The organism is Micromonospora sp. LZ34, assembly GCF_052981855.1.
The window spans coordinates 275,072-292,856 of record NZ_JBRIQN010000005.1 but is presented as its reverse complement, the minus strand read 5'-3'; the positions used below and the strand labels follow the sequence as shown (position 1 = coordinate 292,856).

17 protein-coding genes are annotated in these 17,785 nt (G+C 75.5%); 9 read left to right on the top strand and 8 right to left on the bottom strand.

Annotated features, from left to right (window positions below; translation table 11 throughout):
* Positions 1-29: 29 nt before the first annotated feature.
* From ACVCAH_RS09030 to ACVCAH_RS09015, 4 genes are all read left to right on the top strand, one after another.
* On the top strand, positions 30-1,385 hold the full coding sequence (locus ACVCAH_RS09030) for an aldehyde dehydrogenase family protein (RefSeq protein WP_447135590.1): 1,356 nt from the start codon (positions 30-32) through the stop codon (positions 1,383-1,385).
* Between the two features lie 100 nt (positions 1,386-1,485).
* Positions 1,486-2,253, top strand: a complete 768-nt coding sequence (locus ACVCAH_RS09025; protein WP_447135589.1) for a 3-oxoacyl-ACP reductase — start codon at positions 1,486-1,488, stop codon at positions 2,251-2,253.
* Positions 2,250-2,957, top strand: a complete 708-nt coding sequence (locus tag ACVCAH_RS09020) for a gamma-glutamyl-gamma-aminobutyrate hydrolase family protein (RefSeq protein WP_447135588.1) — start codon at positions 2,250-2,252, stop codon at positions 2,955-2,957. Before ACVCAH_RS09025 ends, ACVCAH_RS09020 begins: the two co-directional genes overlap by 4 nt.
* Before the next feature lie 330 nt (positions 2,958-3,287).
* Positions 3,288-6,947 (top strand): SpoIIE family protein phosphatase, encoded by a 3,660-nt coding sequence (locus tag ACVCAH_RS09015; protein WP_447135587.1) that lies wholly within the window; start codon positions 3,288-3,290, stop codon positions 6,945-6,947.
* 31 nt (positions 6,948-6,978) lie between these two features.
* On the opposite strand, the gene ACVCAH_RS09010 is transcribed toward ACVCAH_RS09015, so the two are convergent.
* Entirely contained in the window at positions 6,979-7,293 is a 315-nt protein-coding gene (locus ACVCAH_RS09010; protein ID WP_447135586.1) for an STAS domain-containing protein, read from the bottom strand.
* 95 nt (positions 7,294-7,388) lie between these two features.
* Here ACVCAH_RS09010 and map point away from each other — a divergent pair, with 95 nt between their 5' ends.
* Together map and ACVCAH_RS09000 are read left to right on the top strand one after the other, a co-directional pair.
* Entirely contained in the window at positions 7,389-8,246 is an 858-nt protein-coding gene (gene map, locus ACVCAH_RS09005) for a type I methionyl aminopeptidase (protein WP_447135585.1), read from the top strand.
* Positions 8,243-8,959 (top strand): VIT1/CCC1 transporter family protein, encoded by a 717-nt coding sequence (locus tag ACVCAH_RS09000; RefSeq protein WP_447135584.1) that lies wholly within the window; start codon positions 8,243-8,245, stop codon positions 8,957-8,959. Before map ends, ACVCAH_RS09000 begins: the two co-directional genes overlap by 4 nt.
* A 109-nt stretch (positions 8,960-9,068) precedes the next feature.
* Here ACVCAH_RS09000 and ACVCAH_RS08995 read toward each other — a convergent pair whose 3' ends face one another.
* The 7 genes from ACVCAH_RS08995 to ACVCAH_RS08965 all read right to left on the bottom strand — a co-directional run bounded on the left by ACVCAH_RS08995 (position 9,069) and on the right by ACVCAH_RS08965 (position 15,448).
* Positions 9,069-9,806 carry a nucleotidyltransferase domain-containing protein gene (locus ACVCAH_RS08995; RefSeq protein ID WP_447135583.1) on the bottom strand — a complete coding sequence of 246 codons (738 nt, stop codon included), beginning with the start codon at positions 9,804-9,806 and terminating at the stop codon, positions 9,069-9,071.
* A 57-nt stretch (positions 9,807-9,863) separates the two neighbouring features.
* Positions 9,864-10,364 carry a nitroreductase/quinone reductase family protein gene (locus ACVCAH_RS08990; protein ID WP_447135582.1) on the bottom strand — a complete coding sequence of 167 codons (501 nt, stop codon included), beginning with the start codon at positions 10,362-10,364 and terminating at the stop codon, positions 9,864-9,866.
* A 62-nt stretch (positions 10,365-10,426) separates the two neighbouring features.
* Positions 10,427-13,144 carry an FtsX-like permease family protein gene (locus ACVCAH_RS08985; protein WP_447135581.1) on the bottom strand — a complete coding sequence of 906 codons (2,718 nt, stop codon included), beginning with the start codon at positions 13,142-13,144 and terminating at the stop codon, positions 10,427-10,429.
* Positions 13,141-13,905 carry an ABC transporter ATP-binding protein gene (locus ACVCAH_RS08980; RefSeq protein ID WP_447135580.1) on the bottom strand — a complete coding sequence of 255 codons (765 nt, stop codon included), beginning with the start codon at positions 13,903-13,905 and terminating at the stop codon, positions 13,141-13,143. Before ACVCAH_RS08980 ends, ACVCAH_RS08985 begins: the two co-directional genes overlap by 4 nt.
* Positions 13,902-14,483: a PadR family transcriptional regulator gene (locus ACVCAH_RS08975; protein ID WP_447135579.1), complete on the bottom strand. Its 582-nt coding sequence runs from the start codon at positions 14,481-14,483 to the stop codon at positions 13,902-13,904. The genes ACVCAH_RS08980 and ACVCAH_RS08975 overlap by 4 nt, the downstream gene beginning before the upstream one ends.
* Positions 14,484-14,549: 66 nt before the next feature.
* Positions 14,550-14,999: a ferritin-like domain-containing protein gene (locus ACVCAH_RS08970; RefSeq protein WP_447135578.1), complete on the bottom strand. Its 450-nt coding sequence runs from the start codon at positions 14,997-14,999 to the stop codon at positions 14,550-14,552.
* A complete protein-coding gene (locus ACVCAH_RS08965; protein WP_447135618.1) occupies positions 14,996-15,448 on the bottom strand; it encodes a hypothetical protein in 453 nt (150 codons plus the stop codon). Before ACVCAH_RS08965 ends, ACVCAH_RS08970 begins: the two co-directional genes overlap by 4 nt.
* A gap of 228 nt (positions 15,449-15,676) precedes the next feature.
* Between ACVCAH_RS08965 and rimP the strand changes: the two genes are divergently transcribed.
* The 3 genes from rimP to ACVCAH_RS08950 are packed head-to-tail and all read left to right on the top strand — an operon-like array spanning position 15,677 to position 17,755.
* Entirely contained in the window at positions 15,677-16,366 is a 690-nt protein-coding gene (gene rimP, locus ACVCAH_RS08960; RefSeq protein WP_447135577.1) for a ribosome maturation factor RimP, read from the top strand.
* A complete protein-coding gene (gene nusA / locus ACVCAH_RS08955; RefSeq protein WP_447135576.1) occupies positions 16,363-17,406 on the top strand; it encodes a transcription termination factor NusA in 1,044 nt (347 codons plus the stop codon). The genes rimP and nusA overlap by 4 nt, the downstream gene beginning before the upstream one ends.
* Before the next feature lie 16 nt (positions 17,407-17,422).
* Complete coding sequence (locus tag ACVCAH_RS08950; RefSeq protein WP_447135575.1) at positions 17,423-17,755, top strand: YlxR family protein; 333 nt, start codon at positions 17,423-17,425, stop codon at positions 17,753-17,755.
* Positions 17,756-17,785: the final 30 nt, after the last annotated feature.

The following is a 17,785-nucleotide window of genomic DNA, read 5'->3' as shown; positions in this document are numbered from 1 at the left end:
GCAGGATCGGCGAGAAGGGGGCGGGGGGCGTGACGAGCGTGGTGAATCCGGCTACCGGGGAGGTGGTACGGGAGGTGGCGGGGGCCTCGGCGGGCGAGGTGGACGCGGCGATCGGGCGGGCGGCGGCGGCGTACGAGAGGTGGCGGGGGGTCGCGCCGGGGGACCGGGCGCGGCTGCTGCGGCGGTTCGCGGCCGTGGTGGACGCGCATCTCGAAGAGCTGGCGCGGCTGGAGGTGCGCAACTCGGGGCACACCATCGGCAACGCCCGGTGGGAGGCGGGCAACGTCCGGGACGTGCTCGACTACTACGCCGGCGCGCCGGAACGGCTCATCGGCCGGCAGATCCCCGTGCCGGGCGGCCTGGACGTCACCTTCCACGAACCGCTCGGGGTGGTCGGGGTGATCGTGCCGTGGAACTTTCCGATGCCGATCGCCGGGTGGGGCTTCGCGCCCGCGCTGGCGGCCGGCAACACGGTGGTGCTGAAACCGGCCGAGCTGACCCCGCTGACCGCGCTGCGCCTGGCCGAGCTGGCCCGCGAAGCGGGGCTGCCCGAGGACGTGTTCACCGTGCTGCCCGGCGCGGGCCCGGTGGTCGGGGAGCGGTTCGTCACCCACCCCGCCGTCCGCAAGGTCTGCTTCACCGGCTCCACCGAGGTCGGCACCCGGATCATGGCCGGCTGCGCGGCCCAGGTGAAGCGGGTCACCCTGGAACTTGGCGGCAAGAGCGCCAACCTGGTCTTCGCCGACGCCGACCTGGAGCGGGCCGCGGCGACCGCCCCGTACGCGGTCTTCGACAACGCCGGGCAGGACTGCTGCGCCCGGTCCCGGATCCTGGTCCAGCGGCCGGTGTACGACCGGTTCCTCGAACTGCTCGAACCGGCGGTGCGCGCCCTGCGGGTCGAGGACCCGGCCCGGGAGACCGCCGAGATGGGCCCGCTGATCTCCGCCGCCCAGCGGGACCGGGTCGCCGGCTACGTCGACGACGCGCGGGTGGCCTTCACCGGCTCCTGCCCGGCGGGCGTCGGCTGGTGGTACCCGCCGACCGTGCTGCTCGCCGACACGCCCGCCGACCGGCACTGGCGGGAGGAGATCTTCGGCCCGGTGGTCTCGGTGCTGCCGTTCGACGACGAGGCCGACGCGGTCCGGCTCGCCAACGACACCGAGTACGGCCTCTCCGGCTCGATCTGGACCCGGGACGTGGGCCGGGCGGTGCGGGTGGCGCGGGCGGTGGAGTCGGGCAACCTCAGCGTCAACTCGCACTCCTCGGTGCGGTACTGGACCCCGTTCGGCGGGATGAAGCGCTCCGGGCTGGGCCGGGAACTCGGCCCGGACGCGCTGCACGCCTTCACCGACGTCAAGAACGTGTTCATCGCGACGGACGGCTGAGCCGGTGGACGCCGGCCGGCGCAGGGCTGAGCCGGCGGAGCCGGCCGAGACACGGCTGAGCCGGCGGCGGGACGCCGGCCGAGCAGATGGGGGAGGACCAGTGCAGGGTCGGTTGCAGGACCGGGTGGCCGTGGTCACCGGGGCGGGCAGTGGGATCGGGCTGGCAACGGCACGGCGGTTCGCCGCCGAGGGGGCCCGGGTGGTCTGCGTCGACATCGACGCCGAGGCGGGCAAGCGGGTGGCGGACGAGATTCGCGGCGAGTTCGTCGCGGCGGACGTCGCCGACGAGGCGGCCGTCCGGGAACTGTTCGACGGGGTGGCGGCGCGGCACGGCCGGGTGGACATCGCCTTCAACAACGCCGGCATCTCCCCGCCCGAGGACGACTCCATCCTGACCACCGGGATCGAGGCCTGGGAACGGGTGCTGCGGGTCAACACCACCAGCGTCTACCTCTGCTGCAAGTACGCCATCCCGCACATGCGCCGGCAGGGCAAGGGTTCGATCATCAACACCGCCTCGTTCGTCGCGCTGATGGGGGCGGCCACCTCGCAGATCGCGTACACCGCGAGCAAGGGCGGGGTGCTGGCGATGACCCGGGAGCTGGGCGTGCAGTTCGCCCGGGAGGGCATCCGGGTCAACGCGCTCTGTCCCGGCCCGGTCGCCACCCCGCTGCTGCGGGAACTCTTCGCCGCCGACCCGGAGCGGGCCGCCCGCCGGCTGGTGCACGTGCCGATGGGCCGGTTCGGCGAACCGGCGGAGATCGCCGCCGCGGTGGCCTTCCTGGCCAGCGACGACGCCTCCTTCATGACCGCCGCCCAGTTCGTCGTCGACGGCGGCATCACCGGCGCGTACGTGACGCCGCTGTGACCCGGCCGCTGATCGGCGTCACCGCGTACGTCGAGCCGGCCGGCTGGGGGGTGTGGCGGAACGTCCCGGCGGTGCTGGTGCCCGAGGCGTACGTCCGGGCGGTGACCGCGGCCGGTGGCCGGGCGGTGGTGTTGCCGCCGGACGACCTGGACGCCGACGTGGTGCGGGTGCTCGACGGCCTGGTGCTGGCCGGCGGCGCCGACGTCGACCCGGCCCGGTACGGCGAGCCACCCGCGCCCCGGACGGAGAGCCGGCCCGGACGGGACGCCGGTGAGCTGACCCTGCTGCACGCCGCACTCGACGCCCGGCTGCCGGTGCTCGGCGTCTGCCGGGGGATGCAACTGCTCGTGGTGGCCTGCGGCGGCGCGCTGCACCAGCACCTGCCCGACCTGCTGGGCCACGACGGGCACCGCCCCGCCCCCGGGGTCTACGGCGCGCACGGCGTGCGGTTCACGCCCGGCAGCCTCGCGGCGCGGGTGATGGCCGGCGTGGACCGGGTCGACTCGTACCACCACCAGGCGGTCGCCGACCCGGGGCGGCTGGCCGTCACGGGTTGGTCGGACGACGGGGTGGTGGAGGCGGTCGAGGATCCGGGCCGCCCGTTCGTGCTGGGCGTGCAGTGGCACCCGGAGAACGCCGTCGACCCCCGTCCGCTCACCGCGCTGGTCCAGGCCGCCGGAAGCCGGGCCGCCGTGCCCCGGTGACCGCAGGGCGGCGGTGGTGGCATCCGGTGCGCGATGTGGACGGTGGCGAAGTGTTACCGAGGTCACATCCCGGTTCGAGCGGCTGCTCCGCCGCCCGGGGTAAGTCCCATCAACGGGACCGAACCTGCTGCCGCAGGCGCTCCCGGCAACCGGAGCGGCGGACCGCCGGCGTCCGGGGCCGGGGCGGTGCGACGCGGCCGGCGGGGTGTGGCCCCGGTAACCAGCGTCCATCGGGCGCCATGCGTTACGTTGCTGCCCCGTCGGGGTACAAGGCGGGGCACGGCCGGTCGATCACCGGCCGGAGCGGGGACGGCCGGAGCGGGAGGTTGCATGAGCTCGGCCCTGGGGGGCGCGGACGGGGAGCACGCCCTCGACGGTGCCGACGGAGACCTTCCCCCACTGCTCGCCGCCGCCTTCGCCAGCGGCGGCGAGATGGGCGAGCGGCTGCGCGCCGTCGACTGGTCCACCAGCCCGGTCGGCCACCCGCGCGCCTGGCCGTCGGCGCTGACCAGCGCGGTCAGCATGATGCTCGCCTCCAGCGCGCAGATCGTGATGTTCTGGGGCGAGGAGCGGCTGGCCTTCTACAACGACGCCTACCGCCCGACCATCGGCGGCAAGCACCCCGAGGCGCTCTGCCAGCCGGCCCGGCACCACTGGGAGGAGACCTGGGAGGTGCTGGGACCGCTGCTCGACGGGGTCCGGCGCACCGGCCGGTCCTACCGCGGCGAGGACCACCAGTTCCTCCTCGACCGGTACGGCTTCCTCGAGGAGACCTACTTCAACGTCTCCTACGACCCGATCCGCGGCGCCGACGGCACGGTCGACGGCATCTTCTGCATCGTCAACGAGACGACCGGCCGGGTGCTCGGCGAGCGCCGGCTGCGGGCACTGGCCGAGCTGGGCTCCGAGCTGGCCGAGGTGGGCGGCACGGCCGAACTCGGCCGGGTCGCCGTCGGGGTGCTCGGCCGGCACCGCGCCGACCTGCCCTTCGCCCTGCTCTACCTGCGCGACGGCGCCGGCGAGTTCTCCCTCGCCAGCTGCGCCGGGGTGGCCCCCTCCGCGGTGACGGTGCCGCCGTCGGCGGTGCTCACCCGCCTCGACGCCGACGGCGCCAGCGCCGTCGAGGTCGCCGACCTGCTCGACGTGGTGCCGGCCGGCGCCGCCGGGCAGGCGCTGCTGCTGCCGGTCACCGCCGCCAACGAGACCGTCGGCGCCGTGCTGCTCGGCGTCGCGCGGCGGCTCCCGCTCACCGACGACTACCGCAACTTCGTCGACCTGGTCGCCGCGCAGCTGTCCCGGGCGGTCGGCCGCCAGCTGGCGTACGAGCAGGAGCGCGCCCGGGCCGCGGAGCTGGCCGCCCTCGACCGGGCCAAGACGAACTTCTTCGCCAACGTCAGCCACGAGTTCCGCACGCCGCTGACCCTGGTGCTCGGCCCGCTGGAGGACCTGCTCGCCGACCCGGCGCTGCCCGGCGCGTACACCGACCGGCTCACCATGATGCACCGCAACGCGATGCGGCTGCTCAAGCTGGTCAACACGGTGCTCGACTTCTCCCGGCTGGAATCGGGCCGGCTCACCGCCCACTACCAGCCCACCGACCTGGCCAGCTACACCGCCCGGCTGGCCAGCACGTTCCGCTCGTCGACCGAGCGGGCCGGCCTGCGCCTGGTGGTGGACTGCCCGCCGCTGCCCGCTCCGGTCTTCGTGGACCGGGAGATGTGGGAGAAGATCGTCCTCAACCTGGTCTCGAACGCGGTGAAGTTCACCTTCCACGGGGAGATCCGGGTGCGGGTCCGCGCGGTCGACGGGGCCGCCCGGCTGGAGGTCAGCGACACCGGCGTCGGCATCGTGCCGGACGAGCTGCCGCACGTCTTCGAGCGGTTCCACCGGGTGCCCGGGGTGCGCTCGCGGACCCACGAGGGCACCGGGATCGGGCTCGCGCTGGTCCGCGAGCTGGCCGAGATGCACGGTGGCCGGGTGGCGGCCAGCAGCCGGGTCGACGCGGGCAGCACGTTCACGGTGACCGTCCCGTTCGGCGTCCGGCACCTGCCGAACGACCGGGTGGCCGACGCGGACACCCGCCCGCACGCCGAGCCGCGGCACGCCGACCTCTATGTCGCGGAGACCGCGCTGTGGACCGGTCCGGCCCCGGAGCCGGTCCCCGCCGGCCCGCGCACCGGGCCCGCCGCGGGCCGGATCCTGCTCGCGGACGACAACGCCGACCTGCGCGAACACGTCACCCGGCTGCTCTCCCCGACCTGGGAGGTGGTCGCGGTCCCCGACGGGGTGGAGGCCCTGCGGCGGGCCGTGGAGAGCCCGTTCGACCTGGTGCTGACCGACGTGATGATGCCCCGGCTGGACGGCTTCGGGCTGGTCGCGGCGCTGCGCGCCGACCCGCGGACCCGGTACCTGCCGATCGTGCTGCTCTCCGCCCGGGCCGGGTCGGCCGAGGCGGTCGCCGGGCTCTCGGTCGGCGCCGACGACTACCTCACCAAACCCTTCTCCGGGCAGGAACTGGTCGCCCGGGTCCGGGCCAACGTGGAGCTGGGGCAGCTCCGCGGGCAGATCATCCGGCGACTGCGAGGGCTGGCCGACGCCGCGGTGGCGGTGAACGGCGCCCGCTCCACCGCCGAGGTGCTCCAGGTCGCCGCGCGGCACGCGCTGAACCTGGCCGAGGCGGCCCGGGTGGTGGTGTCGGCCGGCGAGGTCCGGTACGAGGCCGACGGGGGCGGGACCACCTCGTCCGAGCCCTCGTTCGTGCTGGGCCTCACCGGGACCGCCGGCGAGGAGCTCGGCGAACTGCTGGTCTGGCGGGCGGCCGGGGACGGCGCGGACACCGACGAGGCGGCGCTCACCCAGCTGGCCCGGCTGGTCGGGGTGCGGCTGGAGAACGCCCAGCTCTACGAGGCCGAGCACCGCATCGCCACCACGCTGCAGCACAGCCTGCTGCCCCGGTCGCTGCCGCAGCTGCCCGGCGCCGTGGTCGCCAGTCGCTACCTGCCCGGCACCGCCGACGTGGAGGTCGGCGGCGACTGGTACGACGTCGTCGCGCTGGGCGACGACGAGCTCGTGCTGGTGATCGGCGACGTGGTCGGCAAGGGGGTCCGGGCCGCCGCCGCCATGGGCCAGCTGCGCAACGCGCTGCGCGCGTACGTGCTGGAGGGCTTCGACCCCGGCGAGTCGCTGACCCGGCTCAACCGGCTCGTCGGCAGCACCGAGGGGCGCTCGTTCGCCACCGTGGTCTGCCTCTGGTTCAGTCCCCGGACCGGTCGGCTGCGGTACGCCAGCGCCGGTCACCCGTCCCCGCTGCTGATCCGAGGAGACCACGTGGCGTTCCTGCACGACCGGGCGCTCGGACCGCCGGTCGGCGCGATCCCGGGCACGTCCTACCTGACGGTCGAGGGGGAGCTGACCGCCGGCAGCCGGCTGCTGCTCTACACCGACGGCCTGATCGAGGACCGGGAGCTCGGCATCGACGAGGCGCTGGCCCGGCTGCGCGGCGACGCGGCCGGGCGCGGTGAGCACGTGGCCGACCTGGTCGACGCGGTGGTACGCCCGGTCGTCGGGCGGCCCCGCCGGGACGACGTCGCGGTGCTCGCGCTGGAGGCCACCGACCTCAACCGGTTCGCGCTGCGGCTGCCGGCCGACCCGACCCGGCTGAGCGTGCTGCGCAAGCGGCTGGAGGACTTCCTGGTCGCCCACCGGGTCGGCGAGACGGACCTGTTCGACCTGACGGTGGCGGTCTCCGAGGCCGCGGCCAACGCCATCGAGCACCCGGTCGACCCGACCGACCCGACGATCAGCGTCGAGGTGACCATCGAGGACCGCACCGTGGTGGCCACCGTCCGGGACAGCGGCCGGTGGCGGGAGCCGACCGGATCCGGCTTCCGGGGGCGCGGGCTGTCGCTGATCAGGGCGCTGGGCGAGCTGACCGTCAGCCGTACCGCCGGCGGGACGGAGCTGACGCTGCGCCGGCGGCTGCAGGACTGAGCCGGACGGCGGTGCGCGGCGGGGGCGGTCGTCAGGCCGGGCGGAACCAGCTCTGGTCGCCCAGGCCGGCGATCTCCAGCACCCGGCCGACCTGCCGGGACGGCAGCACGGTGAGCGTGCCGGGGAACTGCTGGGCGAGCCGCACCAGCGCGTGGATCGCCGCCGAGTCGAAGAAGGTCACCGCGCGCAGGTCGAGAGTGATCCGCTCGGCGGGCTCGCGCAGCGCGGTCTGCACCATCGTGTCGGCGGTGGCCATGTCGACCTCGCCGGCGACCACGACGCGGAGGTGATCGCCGTCGATCTCGGCGCTCGCCGAGAAGACGGGAGGTGCGCCCCCTTGATCCACGCGAACACGATGGCACAGGCGGCCTGGCTGGGCAACCGTCGCCACGGGGTGGGCAGTGGCGCGGCTCACCACACCCGCGGCGATAGGCTTGCGTCATGACCGTCCGTGCGCCGCTGACCCCAGGCACGCTCTCCCCGTGGCGGCAGGTGCCCGCCCACATCCCCCGCCCGGAGTACGTGGGCAAGAAGCGTCCGCAGGAGTGGCGTGGCTCGCACGTGCAGACGCCGGAGACCATCGAGAAGATGCGGATCGCCGGCCGGCTCGCCGCGCAGGCCACCCAGCTCGCCGGGGAGCACTGCAAGCCGGGGGTCACCACCGACGAGATCGACCGGGTGGTGCACGAGTTCCTCTGCGACCACGGGGCCTACCCGTCCACGCTGGGCTACAAGGGCTTCCCGAAGTCCTGCTGCACCAGCCTCAACGAGGTGATCTGCCACGGCATCCCGGACTCGACGGTCCTGCAGGACGGCGACATCATCAACGTCGACGTCACCGCCTACCTCAACGGGGTGCACGGCGACACCGACGCCACCTTCTGCGTGGGCGAGGTGAGCGAGGAGGCCCGGCTGCTGGTCGAGCGGACCCACGAGGCGATGATGCGGGGCATCCGGGCGGTCGCCCCGGGCCGCCAGATCAACGTGATCGGCCGGGTCATCGAGTCGTACGCGAAGCGCTTCGGCTACGGGGTGGTCCGCGACTTCACCGGCCACGGCATCGGCGAGTCCTTCCACAGCGGCCTCTACGTGCCGCACTACGACAGCCCGCGCCCCACCGACCTGATGGAGCCCGGCATGACCTTCACCATCGAGCCGATGATCACCCTCGGCACCTACCAGTACGACATGTGGGACGACGGCTGGACGGTGGTCACCAAGGACCGCCGCTGGACGGCCCAGTTCGAGCACACCATCGTGGTGACCGAGGACGGCCACGAGATCCTCACGCTGCCGTGACCGAGACTCCGGCGGCGCTGCGCGAGGCGCACCACGCGGACGTCTCCGGCGGCTGGCTGCGCCCGGCGGTGTTCGGCGCGATGGACGGGCTGGTCACCAACATCGCCCTGATCGCGGGCGTCGGCGGCGGCGGGGTGTCGCCGCGCAGCATCGTGCTGACCGGCACCGCCGGCCTGGTGGCCGGCGCCATCTCGATGGGGCTGGGCGAGTACACCAGTGTCCGCTCCGCCAACGAGCAGGTCGCCGCCGAGGTGGCCAAGGAGCGGCGGGAGCTGGAACGCCACCCCGAGGCGGAGGCCCGCGAGCTGGCCGACGTCTGGGTGGCCCGGGGGCTGCCGCGCGACCTCGCCATGCAGGTGGCGGAGGCGGTCCGGCGCAACCCCGAGGAGGCGCTGCGGGTGCACGTCCGGGAGGAGCTGGGCGTCGACCCGGACGACCAGCCCAGCCCCTGGGCGGCGGCGATCTCGTCGTTCCTGTTCTTCTCGGCCGGCGCCCTGGTGCCGCTGCTGACCTACCTGCTCGGGTTCACCAAACTCTGGCTGGCGCTCGGGGTGGGCGGGCTTGGGCTCTTCGCGGCCGGTGCGGTGGTCGCCCGGTTCACCAACCGGGCCTGGTGGTCCGGCGGCCTGCGCCAGCTGCTGCTGGGCGCCGCCGCCGCCGTGGCCACCTACCTGATCGGCGCCCTGATCGGCGTCCAGGGCGGCATCGGCTGACCGCCCTCCGCCGGGGGCGCGCACTTTCACGGAATGAGTGGCCATCTGCGCGAGAATGGCCGCTCATTCTCTGAACGAGGGCGATCGACGGGCGAGGCGGGCTGCGGGGTCAGCCGTCGAGGAGGTCGTCGACGGTGCCGTCGACCGGGCGGCCGCGGGCGGCGAGTTCCTCCGCCTGCCGGGCCAGCACCGCGCCCACCTCGGTCATGTCCGCGCCGGCCAGGCCGGTACGCCGCACCGCGTCGCCCGGGTCGCGGAAGTAGGTGCGGCTGAGCAGGCCGCTGACGCTCGCCGCCGCCAGCCGCGCCTCGCCCAGCATCAGCAGCGCCTGGTCCGTCTCGTACCACTCGGCCAGCCGGGCGGCCCGGGCGTGCGCCGCGCTGCCCCGGTACCACGCACGCCGGGCGGCGGTGCTGAACTCGGCGGGGCGGGCCCGGGCCAGCCGGCCCAGGTGCTCGTCGCGGAGGGTGCGCAGCCAGCCGGTCGGGTCGTGCAGCGGCCGGGTGGTGACGAACCGGTCGGCGGTCAGCGGCCACAGCGACGAGATCGTGCGGGCCCGGGTCAGGTAGTCGTCCGCGCCGGCCACCGTGAGGTCGACCAGCACGCCGTCCACCCGGCGGGTGGCCGGGGGTGGCCCGGTGCCCGGCCGGTAGGTCACCACCAGCAGCCCGAGCTCGCCGTCCCCGCCGCCGTCGTCGTCGCCGTGCGCGAGCGGGCCGTGCACCGCCACCGCGAGCACGTCGGCCGGGAACCGCCGCCGGGCGGCGTCGGCCACCCGCTCGGCCACCGCCCACCGTGGATCGTCCAGGTACGCGTCCGTCCCGGCGTTCGCGGCGCTCGCGTCCACGCCGATCACCCCTGCCTCGTGCGGAGTGCCGCCCGTCGCCCGGGCGCCGTCACCACCCTAGCCAGGCTCCCCCGGGGTGGCGGGCGCGCCGCGCCCGGCGGGCACCAGCCGGAAGACGCGGATCTCCCGGCCGCCGGCCCGCTGGACGTACGTCCGGTACGCCGGCCACTCGGTCAGCAGCAGTTGCCAGAGCCGCTCCCGTTCGGCGCCGGTGGCCACCTCGGCGCGCACCGGGATCCGGCGGCCCTTGACGGCCACCTCGGCGGCCGGGTCGGCGAGCAGGTTCATCGCCCAGCCGGGCTGGTGTTGCTGGCCCCAGTTCGAGCCGGTCACCACGTACGTGTCGCCGTCCGGCACGTAGAGCAGCGGGTTGCTGCGCGGCTTGCCGGAGCGGCGGCCGGTGGTGGTGATGACCAGCGACGGGACGAGCCCGAGCGCGACCACCCGCCCTCGGGTGAGCCGCCCGACCAACCGGTCGGCGGGGACGAGCAGACGGGCGGCGGCGCCGAACCAGCGGTGGTGGCCGAGTCGGCGGGTGAGGGATCCCAGCACGGGCACGGTGCCCAGTGTGCCGGCTGGCGGCCGTTCGCGGCACCCCCCGGTCCGGCAGTGCCGACGGTTCAGTCCAGCCGGCGCTCGACCGGCAGCCGGGACCGGGTGAACAGGCCCGCGCCGAGCATCGCGACCAGCGGCACCAGCACCAGGACGCCGAGGACGGTCCACGGGACCACCACCGGGTACGGCTCCGACACCGGCCAGCTCGCGGCGTACCGCCGGTTGGTAGCGGTCAGGATGATCAGGGCGGTGCCGAGCCCGGCGAGGATGCCGAGCGCCGAGCCGAGCACGGCGATCACCCCGGCCTGGCAGAGCGACAGCAGGCGGCGTACCCCCGGACCGGCCCCCACCGCCGCCAGGGTGGACAGGTCCGCCCGGCCCTCGGCCGCCGCGAGCCCGGTCGCGATGCCCGCGGCGCCCACCGTGATCACCCCGGACGCGGCCGCCAGCAGGAGCAGCAGTGGACGCGCCGCGCTCTCCTCGCGGCCACGCTCGATCTCCACCTGCAGCCGGAGCGGGCGCAGCGCGGCGAGGAAGCGGTCCTGCCGGCGCTGGTCCGGCACTCCGTCGACCGCCCAGCCGATGGACCGGGTGACCAGCCCGAGCCGGTCGGCCGCCGGTGCCGATAGCAGCAGCCGGTCGGCGCTGATCCCGCTGTGCAGGGCGTGCCCGGGCAGGGTGGCGGTGGCCGGCGGCGGGGCGTCCGGGTCGTCGCCGAGGTGGCTGACCTGCACCCGCACCCGGCCGTCGACCAGGTAGCGCGGATCGGTGACCACCACCCCGCCGGCCCGCAGCACGGCGGTGGCGGCGGCCGCGTCCGCCGGCTCGGCGCCGGTGAGGATCGGCAGGGCGCTCCCGTCGTCAACCACTACCTGGAAGTACCCGCCGTAGCGGTCGTCGACCTCGTCCCGGCAGCGGGCGTCGGCACGGGCCCGCCGGCGATCGGCCGCGGAGAGGCCGTCGCCGGGCGACCACGGGCAGACCTGCTCCGCCGGCAGCATCGGACTCACCACGCAGGCGCCGCCGTCCGCCGGGCAGTCGGCCGTGGCCAACGGCGCGATGTCAACGGCGCCGAGCTGGGCGCGGGCCGCCGCGGCGATCCGCGCCCGGATCGCGGCGTCGTCCGGGCCGAGCGGGTCGGGATGACTGACCACGGCGTTGCCGTACGGCAGGTTCGGCTCGTACATCCGGTCGGCGCGGGCCTCGTCGCTGGCCAGGTAGACGCCGAGGGCGACGCTGCCGGCGACCGCCGCCATCACCGCGGAGATGGCCGGCGCGGTCGAGGACCGGTTGCGGCTGGCGTCGCGCAGCGCGATCCGGGGAGCCAGCGGCAGCGCCCGGCCGATCCGGGCGAGCGACCCGACCAGCGTGGGGGTGGCGAAGACTAGCCCCAACTCGCCGAGGACCAACCCGGCGAGGGTCACCGTGGGGCTGCTCCCGGCCGCTCCCGCCGCGGCGACCGCCGCGCCGCCGGCCGCCAGCACCAGCCCGACGGTCAGCCACCGCCGCCGGTGCGCCGGGACGGTGCGCCGCCCGGCCAGCCCGGCGACCACGTCCTGCCGGGCGGCCGTCCAGGCCGGCGCCAGCGCGGCGAGCACCCCGGCCAGCACCGCGACGCCGGCGATCGTCGCCAGTGCCGCCGGCCAGCAGCGGTACCCACCGAAGCGCGCCCCGAACAGGTACTGCTCCACCAGTGGCCGGCCGGCGAACGCGGCCGCGACGCCGAGCGTCACCCCGGCGACGGCCCCGACCGCACCCAGCACCACCCCGTCGGCCAGCACGATCCGGCGCAGCTGGGCGGCGTCCCCGCCGGCCACCGCCACCAGCGCGAGGTCCCGCCGCCGGCGCCGTACGCCGACCGCGAAGGCCGGCCCGACCAGGAGCACCACCTCCAGCAGCCCCAGCCCGCCGACCAGCACCCCGGTGCTCATCTGCTCGACGTCGACCGCGGCGGAGCGGCCCGACCAGAGGGCGGCGTCGGCGGGCGGCGGGGGGACCGGGGCCGGGGTACGGGCGGTCACCACGACCCCGGCGTCGTTGAGCCGGCGGACCAGGTCGCCGTCGAGGGTGGTGGGCAGGTCGACCAGGAAGGTGCTGTCCGGCGCCGCCGCGGCGTCGGGCGCGGCGGCCGGGTGCAGCGCCGCCACCGGGCGCAGCTCCTCGGGAAACTCGACCACGCCGACCACGGTGTAGGTGGTGGAGCCGTCGGCGGCGGTGACCGTGCCGCCGGGGCGGACGTGCAGCCGGCGCAGCGCCGCCGGGTTCAGCGCGATCTCGCCCGCCCCGGTCGGTGGCCGCCCGTTGCGGACCCGGGCCAGCCCCGCACCGAGCGGGTCGGTGAGGTCGACCACCCGGCCGGAGAGCGTCTCGTCCCGGTCGCCGAGGCGGACCGGGACCGGCACCCAGCGGCGTACCTCCAGGGCCCGGCTGCCGGCCGGCAGCAGCGCGCCGACCTGCTTCGCGGTGACCGACGCGGGCTGGATCGGTTCGCCCTCGTGGCTCCAGCCGTCCCCCCAGGCGTCCTGCGCCACCGGGCCCTGGGCGACCCAGCGCAGCTCCGCGTCGGCCGTCCCGAGCTGGCGCTCGACCTGCTCGGCGCGGGTCAGCTCGGACATGTCGTAGCTGGCGGCGGCGAAGCTCAGCGCCAGCACCGGCAGGGTGATCATGGCCAGCACCAGCGCGGTCCGGCCCCGGGCGCGGCGGGCCTCCCGGCGGGCGATGCGCAGCGCCGCCCGCCAGGACCCGACCGCCCCGGCGAGCCGCGCGCCGCGGCCCGGGTTCACCGCCCGCTGCCGGTCAACAGCTGCTCGACCCCGACCAGCGGCGCGGTCGTGTCGACCAGCACCCCGTCCCGCAGGAACACCACCCGGTCGGCCCAGGCGGCGTGCCGCGCCTCGTGGGTGACCAGCACCCCGGCCGCGCCCGCGTCCACCCGGCGGCGCAGCAGGTGCAGCACCGCCTCGCCGGTCTGCGAGTCCAACGCGCCGGTCGGTTCGTCGGCCAGCACCAGCCGGCGCTCGCCGACCAGCGCCCGGGCGATCGCCACCCGCTGCTGCTGCCCGCCGGAGAGCTGGTCCGGGAAGCGGTCGCCCAGCTCGGGCAGGCCCACCTCGGCCAGCGCGTCCGCGGCCTGCCGGCGGGCCCGCCGCGCGCCGGCGCCGTCGAGTTCGAGCGGGAGGGCGACGTTCTCCACCGCAGTGAGGCTGCCGAGCAGGTTGAGGTCCTGGAAGATGTAGCCGATCCGGCGCCGGCGCAGCTGCGCCAGCCGCCGCCGGTCCAGCTCGCCCAGCGGCTGGCCCTCGACGCGCACCTCGCCGGCGGTCGGGCTGTCCAGCCCGCCGGCGAGGGCCAGCAGGGTCGACTTCCCGGAGCCGGACGGGCCCATCACGGCGACCAGCTCACCCGGCCGCACCGACAGGCTCACCCCGCGCAGGGCGTGCACGGCGGCCGGGCCGGTGCCGTGGGTGCGGTGCACCTCGCGCAGGTCGAGCACGGCGTCGTCCGCCCCGGTCCGCGGACCGTCCGGCTCCCGGCCCGTGCTCACCGGCGTACCTCCTCGTCGGTCCGGTCCACCGGCCCGGCCGTGGCCGTCGGCCCGCCACCCGCCGGTCGGTACCGCACCAGGCTGCTCTCGCAGTGGTCCAGCCAGCGGACCTCCGCCTCGGCCTGGAACACCATCGCGTCCAGCACCAGCCGCCACGGCAGGTCCTCGGGGCGGTCGCTGGCGTACTTCAACCGGGTCAACTCCTGCAGCGTGCGCATGGTCGCGCTGCGTTGGGTCTGCACCACCGACCGGACGTCCACGCCCGGGGTGGTCAGCGCCAGGGCGAGCTTGATCGCCAGTTCGTCACGGGGGCGGTCGGCACGGCTGATCGGGGTGGCGAACCACAGGGCCAGGTCCGCCCGTCCGGCGTCGGTGATCTCGTACGGGCGCTGCCCGGCCTCGCTCTCCGGCAGCGACCGGACCAGCCCGTCCCGTTCCAGCCGGGACAGCGTGGTGTAGACCTGCCCGATGTTCAGCGGCCAGGTCGAGCCGGTCGACTCCTCGAACGCGGCGCGCAGCTGGTAGCCGTACATCTGGCCGCGTTCGAGCAGGGCGAGCAGCCCGTGACGGATGGACATGGCAACGGAGTATGCATACCTGGTATGCGACCCGCAACCGGAGGCGCGACGGCCCTGCCGCCGAGGTCAGGCGGGTCGGCCGGGGAACGGCACGGTCAGCGGGGTGATCCCGGCGGTGCGCCGCCAGCGGGTGGCGCGCAGGGCGTACTCCACCAGGGCGGCCAGCGCCTGGTCCCGGTCCGCGCCGGTGGTGTCCGGCAGGGCCGCCCGCCAGAACGCCGCGGTCCGCTCCTCGACCTCCACCGCCAGCCGCAGCGCGCTCGCCCGGTCGGTCACCGGAAAGGGCAGCGCGTAGCCGGCCCGGTCCGGCGGGACCGTCCCGCCGGTGGTGCTCAACCGGAGCACCAGGGCGTCCCGGCGGCGCCGGTGGGCCGCCTCGGCGTCCCGGGCGGCCTCCCGCGCGGCTCCGGTGAGCCGCACCCCGATCGGGCCGTACGCCCAGATGGCGGCGTACTCGGCGGTGAGCGCGTCGGCCAGGACGGCGGGGGGCCCGGCCGGGGCGGTCGGCTGCGTCACTTCAGTGCCTCCACGTGGGTGGCCCGGGCGGCGGCGATCGAGCCGAGCAGCGCGGCCCGCTCCGCCGGCGCCGCCGCGCAGGCCTTCGTCGCGGTCTCCCGGCCGGCGCGTTCGGCCTCGCGCAGCGCGGCGAGGGCCGCGTCCGGGTCGGTCGCCGCGGGGTCGGACGGGGTCGGTGCGGGCGCCGACGGCAGCGGGGTGCCGATCACCCGGGCGAGTTCGGCCGCGTGCGCCTGGTGCGCCTCGGCGATCGGGGTGAGCCGGTCGGCCAGCGCCGGGTGTGCGGCGGCGGCCGCCCGGTGTCCGGCGGCCAGCCGGAGCGACTCCTCGACCAGCGGCGCGAGCGGATCGGGGCCCGGGGCGGAGTCGTCGTCGCGGTCGAGAAGATCACAGCCGGTCAGCGGCGCGACCGCGCCGCCGAGCGCCAGCAGCGCTCCGGCGCGCAGCACCGTTCGTCGGGAATGCCCGGATACCCGGCCGTGTTGTGTCGTTCTGCCCGTCGCCACCGGACAAGTCAACACCATCCGTGGCGGCACGTGGGCCACGGCGTCGGTGCGCCGCCCGGTCCGGGACGGCGCAGGCGCGTTACGCTCTGCGCAGCCACCGGCGCGTCCGCCCCGGTGGCGTGCCGGCATGGCGGCAGACCGCCGCCGTGGATCAGGAGAAGGGTGCGCCAGATGACGCAGCGTGGCCGTGCCACCAGGCCGACGGGGAAACCCCGGCGCGCCGACGGCCCGCGTGGCGCCGACCGCGCCGGCGCCCCCCGCGGCGACCTGGCCGCCCGGCGCGCCCGGCTGCGTGAGGTCGTCGAGCCGGTGGTCAACGACGCCGGCTACGACCTGGAGGAGCTCACCGTCTCCCGGGCCGGCCGCCGGCACGTGGTGCGGGTGATCGTCGACGCCGACGGCGGGATCAACCTGGACGCCGTCGCCGACGTCTCCCGGGCCGTCTCGGCGGCGCTGGACGCGGCGGAGGAATCCGGTGGCGACCTGGTCGCGGGGGAATATCAGCTGGAGGTCAGCTCCCCGGGCGTGGACCGGCCGCTCACCCTGCCGCGGCACTGGCGGCGCAACGTGGGCCGGCTGGTGAAGGTCACCGCCCGCGGCGGCCTGCCCGAGCAGCGCGGCGAGCGCCCCGCGGGGGACCGGCAGGTCACCGGCCGGGTGGTCGCCGCCGACGACGAGCGCGTGGTGCTGGAGACCGAGGCCGGCCGCGCGGAGTGGGCCTACGCCGATCTCGGCCCGGGCCGGGTGCAGGTCGAGTTCACCCGCCTCGACGAGATCGAGGAGACGGACGAGCTCGACGAGACAGACGACACCGATGACTTCGACGACGACGATGATGATGTGGAGGACGAGGAGAGGTGAACATCGACCTCGCGGCGCTGCGCGCACTGGAGCGCGAGCGGGAGATCCCGTTCGACACGATCCTCGCGGCGATCGAGACCGCGCTGCTGACCGCCTACCGGCACACCGAGGGTGCGGAGCCGCACGCCCGGGTGGAGATCGACCGCAAGACCGGCGCCGCCCTGGTGTACGCGCAGGAACTGGACGACGAGGGCGGGGTGGTGCGGGAGTGGGACGACACCCCGCACGACTTCGGCCGGATCGCCGCCATGACGGCCAAGCAGGTGATCCTCCAGCGGCTGCGGGAGGCCACCGACGAGGTGCACTTCGGCGAGTACGTCGGGCGTGACGGCGACCTGGTCACCGGTGTGGTGCAGGCGCACGAGGCGCGGGCCGAGAAGGGCATCGTCAGCGTCGACCTGGGCAAGCTCGAGGGCGTCCTGCCCCAGTCCGAGCAGGTGCCCGGCGAGCGGTACGCACACGGCGAGCGGATCCGGTGCGTGGTGGTGCACGTGGCCAAGGGCATGCGCGGTCCGCAGATCACCCTGTCCCGTTCGCACCCGGGGCTGGTGAAGAAGCTCTTCGCGCTGGAGGTGCCCGAGATCGCCGACGGCACCGTCGACATCGCGGCGATCGCCCGTGAGGCAGGTCACCGTACGAAGATCGCGGTGCGCTCGACGACTCCCGGGGTGAACGCCAAGGGCGCCTGCATCGGCCCGATGGGGCAGCGGGTCCGCGCGGTGATGAGCGAGCTGCACGGCGAGAAGATCGACATCATCGACTGGTCGGATGACCCGGCGACCTTCGTCGGCAACGCGTTGTCGCCGGCCAAGGCGCTGCGCGTCGAGGTGGTCGACCTGGCCAGCCGGACCGCCCGGGTCACCGTCCCGGACTTCCAGCTGTCGCTCGCGATCGGCCGGGAGGGGCAGAATGCCCGGCTCGCGGCCCGGTTGACCGGTTGGCGGATCGACATCCGCTCCGACGCCGAGCAGGCCGCGGCGCCGGGCCGGGGCGAAGCTGATCACGTCCCGGAGCCGGGCGGCGCGATCTCGAGCAGCTAGGGGTAGACTTTCTCCAGTGGTACGACGCGCGCAGCCGGAGCGCACCTGTGTGGGATGCCGGCGGCGTGCGCCGGCCAGCGAATTGCTGCGGATCGTCGCGGTCGGCGACGAGGCTGGCTACAGCCTCCGGCCCGATCCGGCCCGCAGACTGCCGGGTCGGGGAGCGCACATGCACCCGGATCCGGCCTGCTTCGCGCTGGCGGTGCGGCGTCGCGCCTTCGGGCGTGCGCTGCGCATCACCGGGGTCCTCGACCACGGTGAGCTGGCGGAGCACGTCGATGCGCCAACCACTACGTCCGGTCAACCCGACCGGACGAGGGTCGCTAGCAAGGTAGGACGACCGACATGAGCACACGATGAAGTCGCAGAAATGACCAGG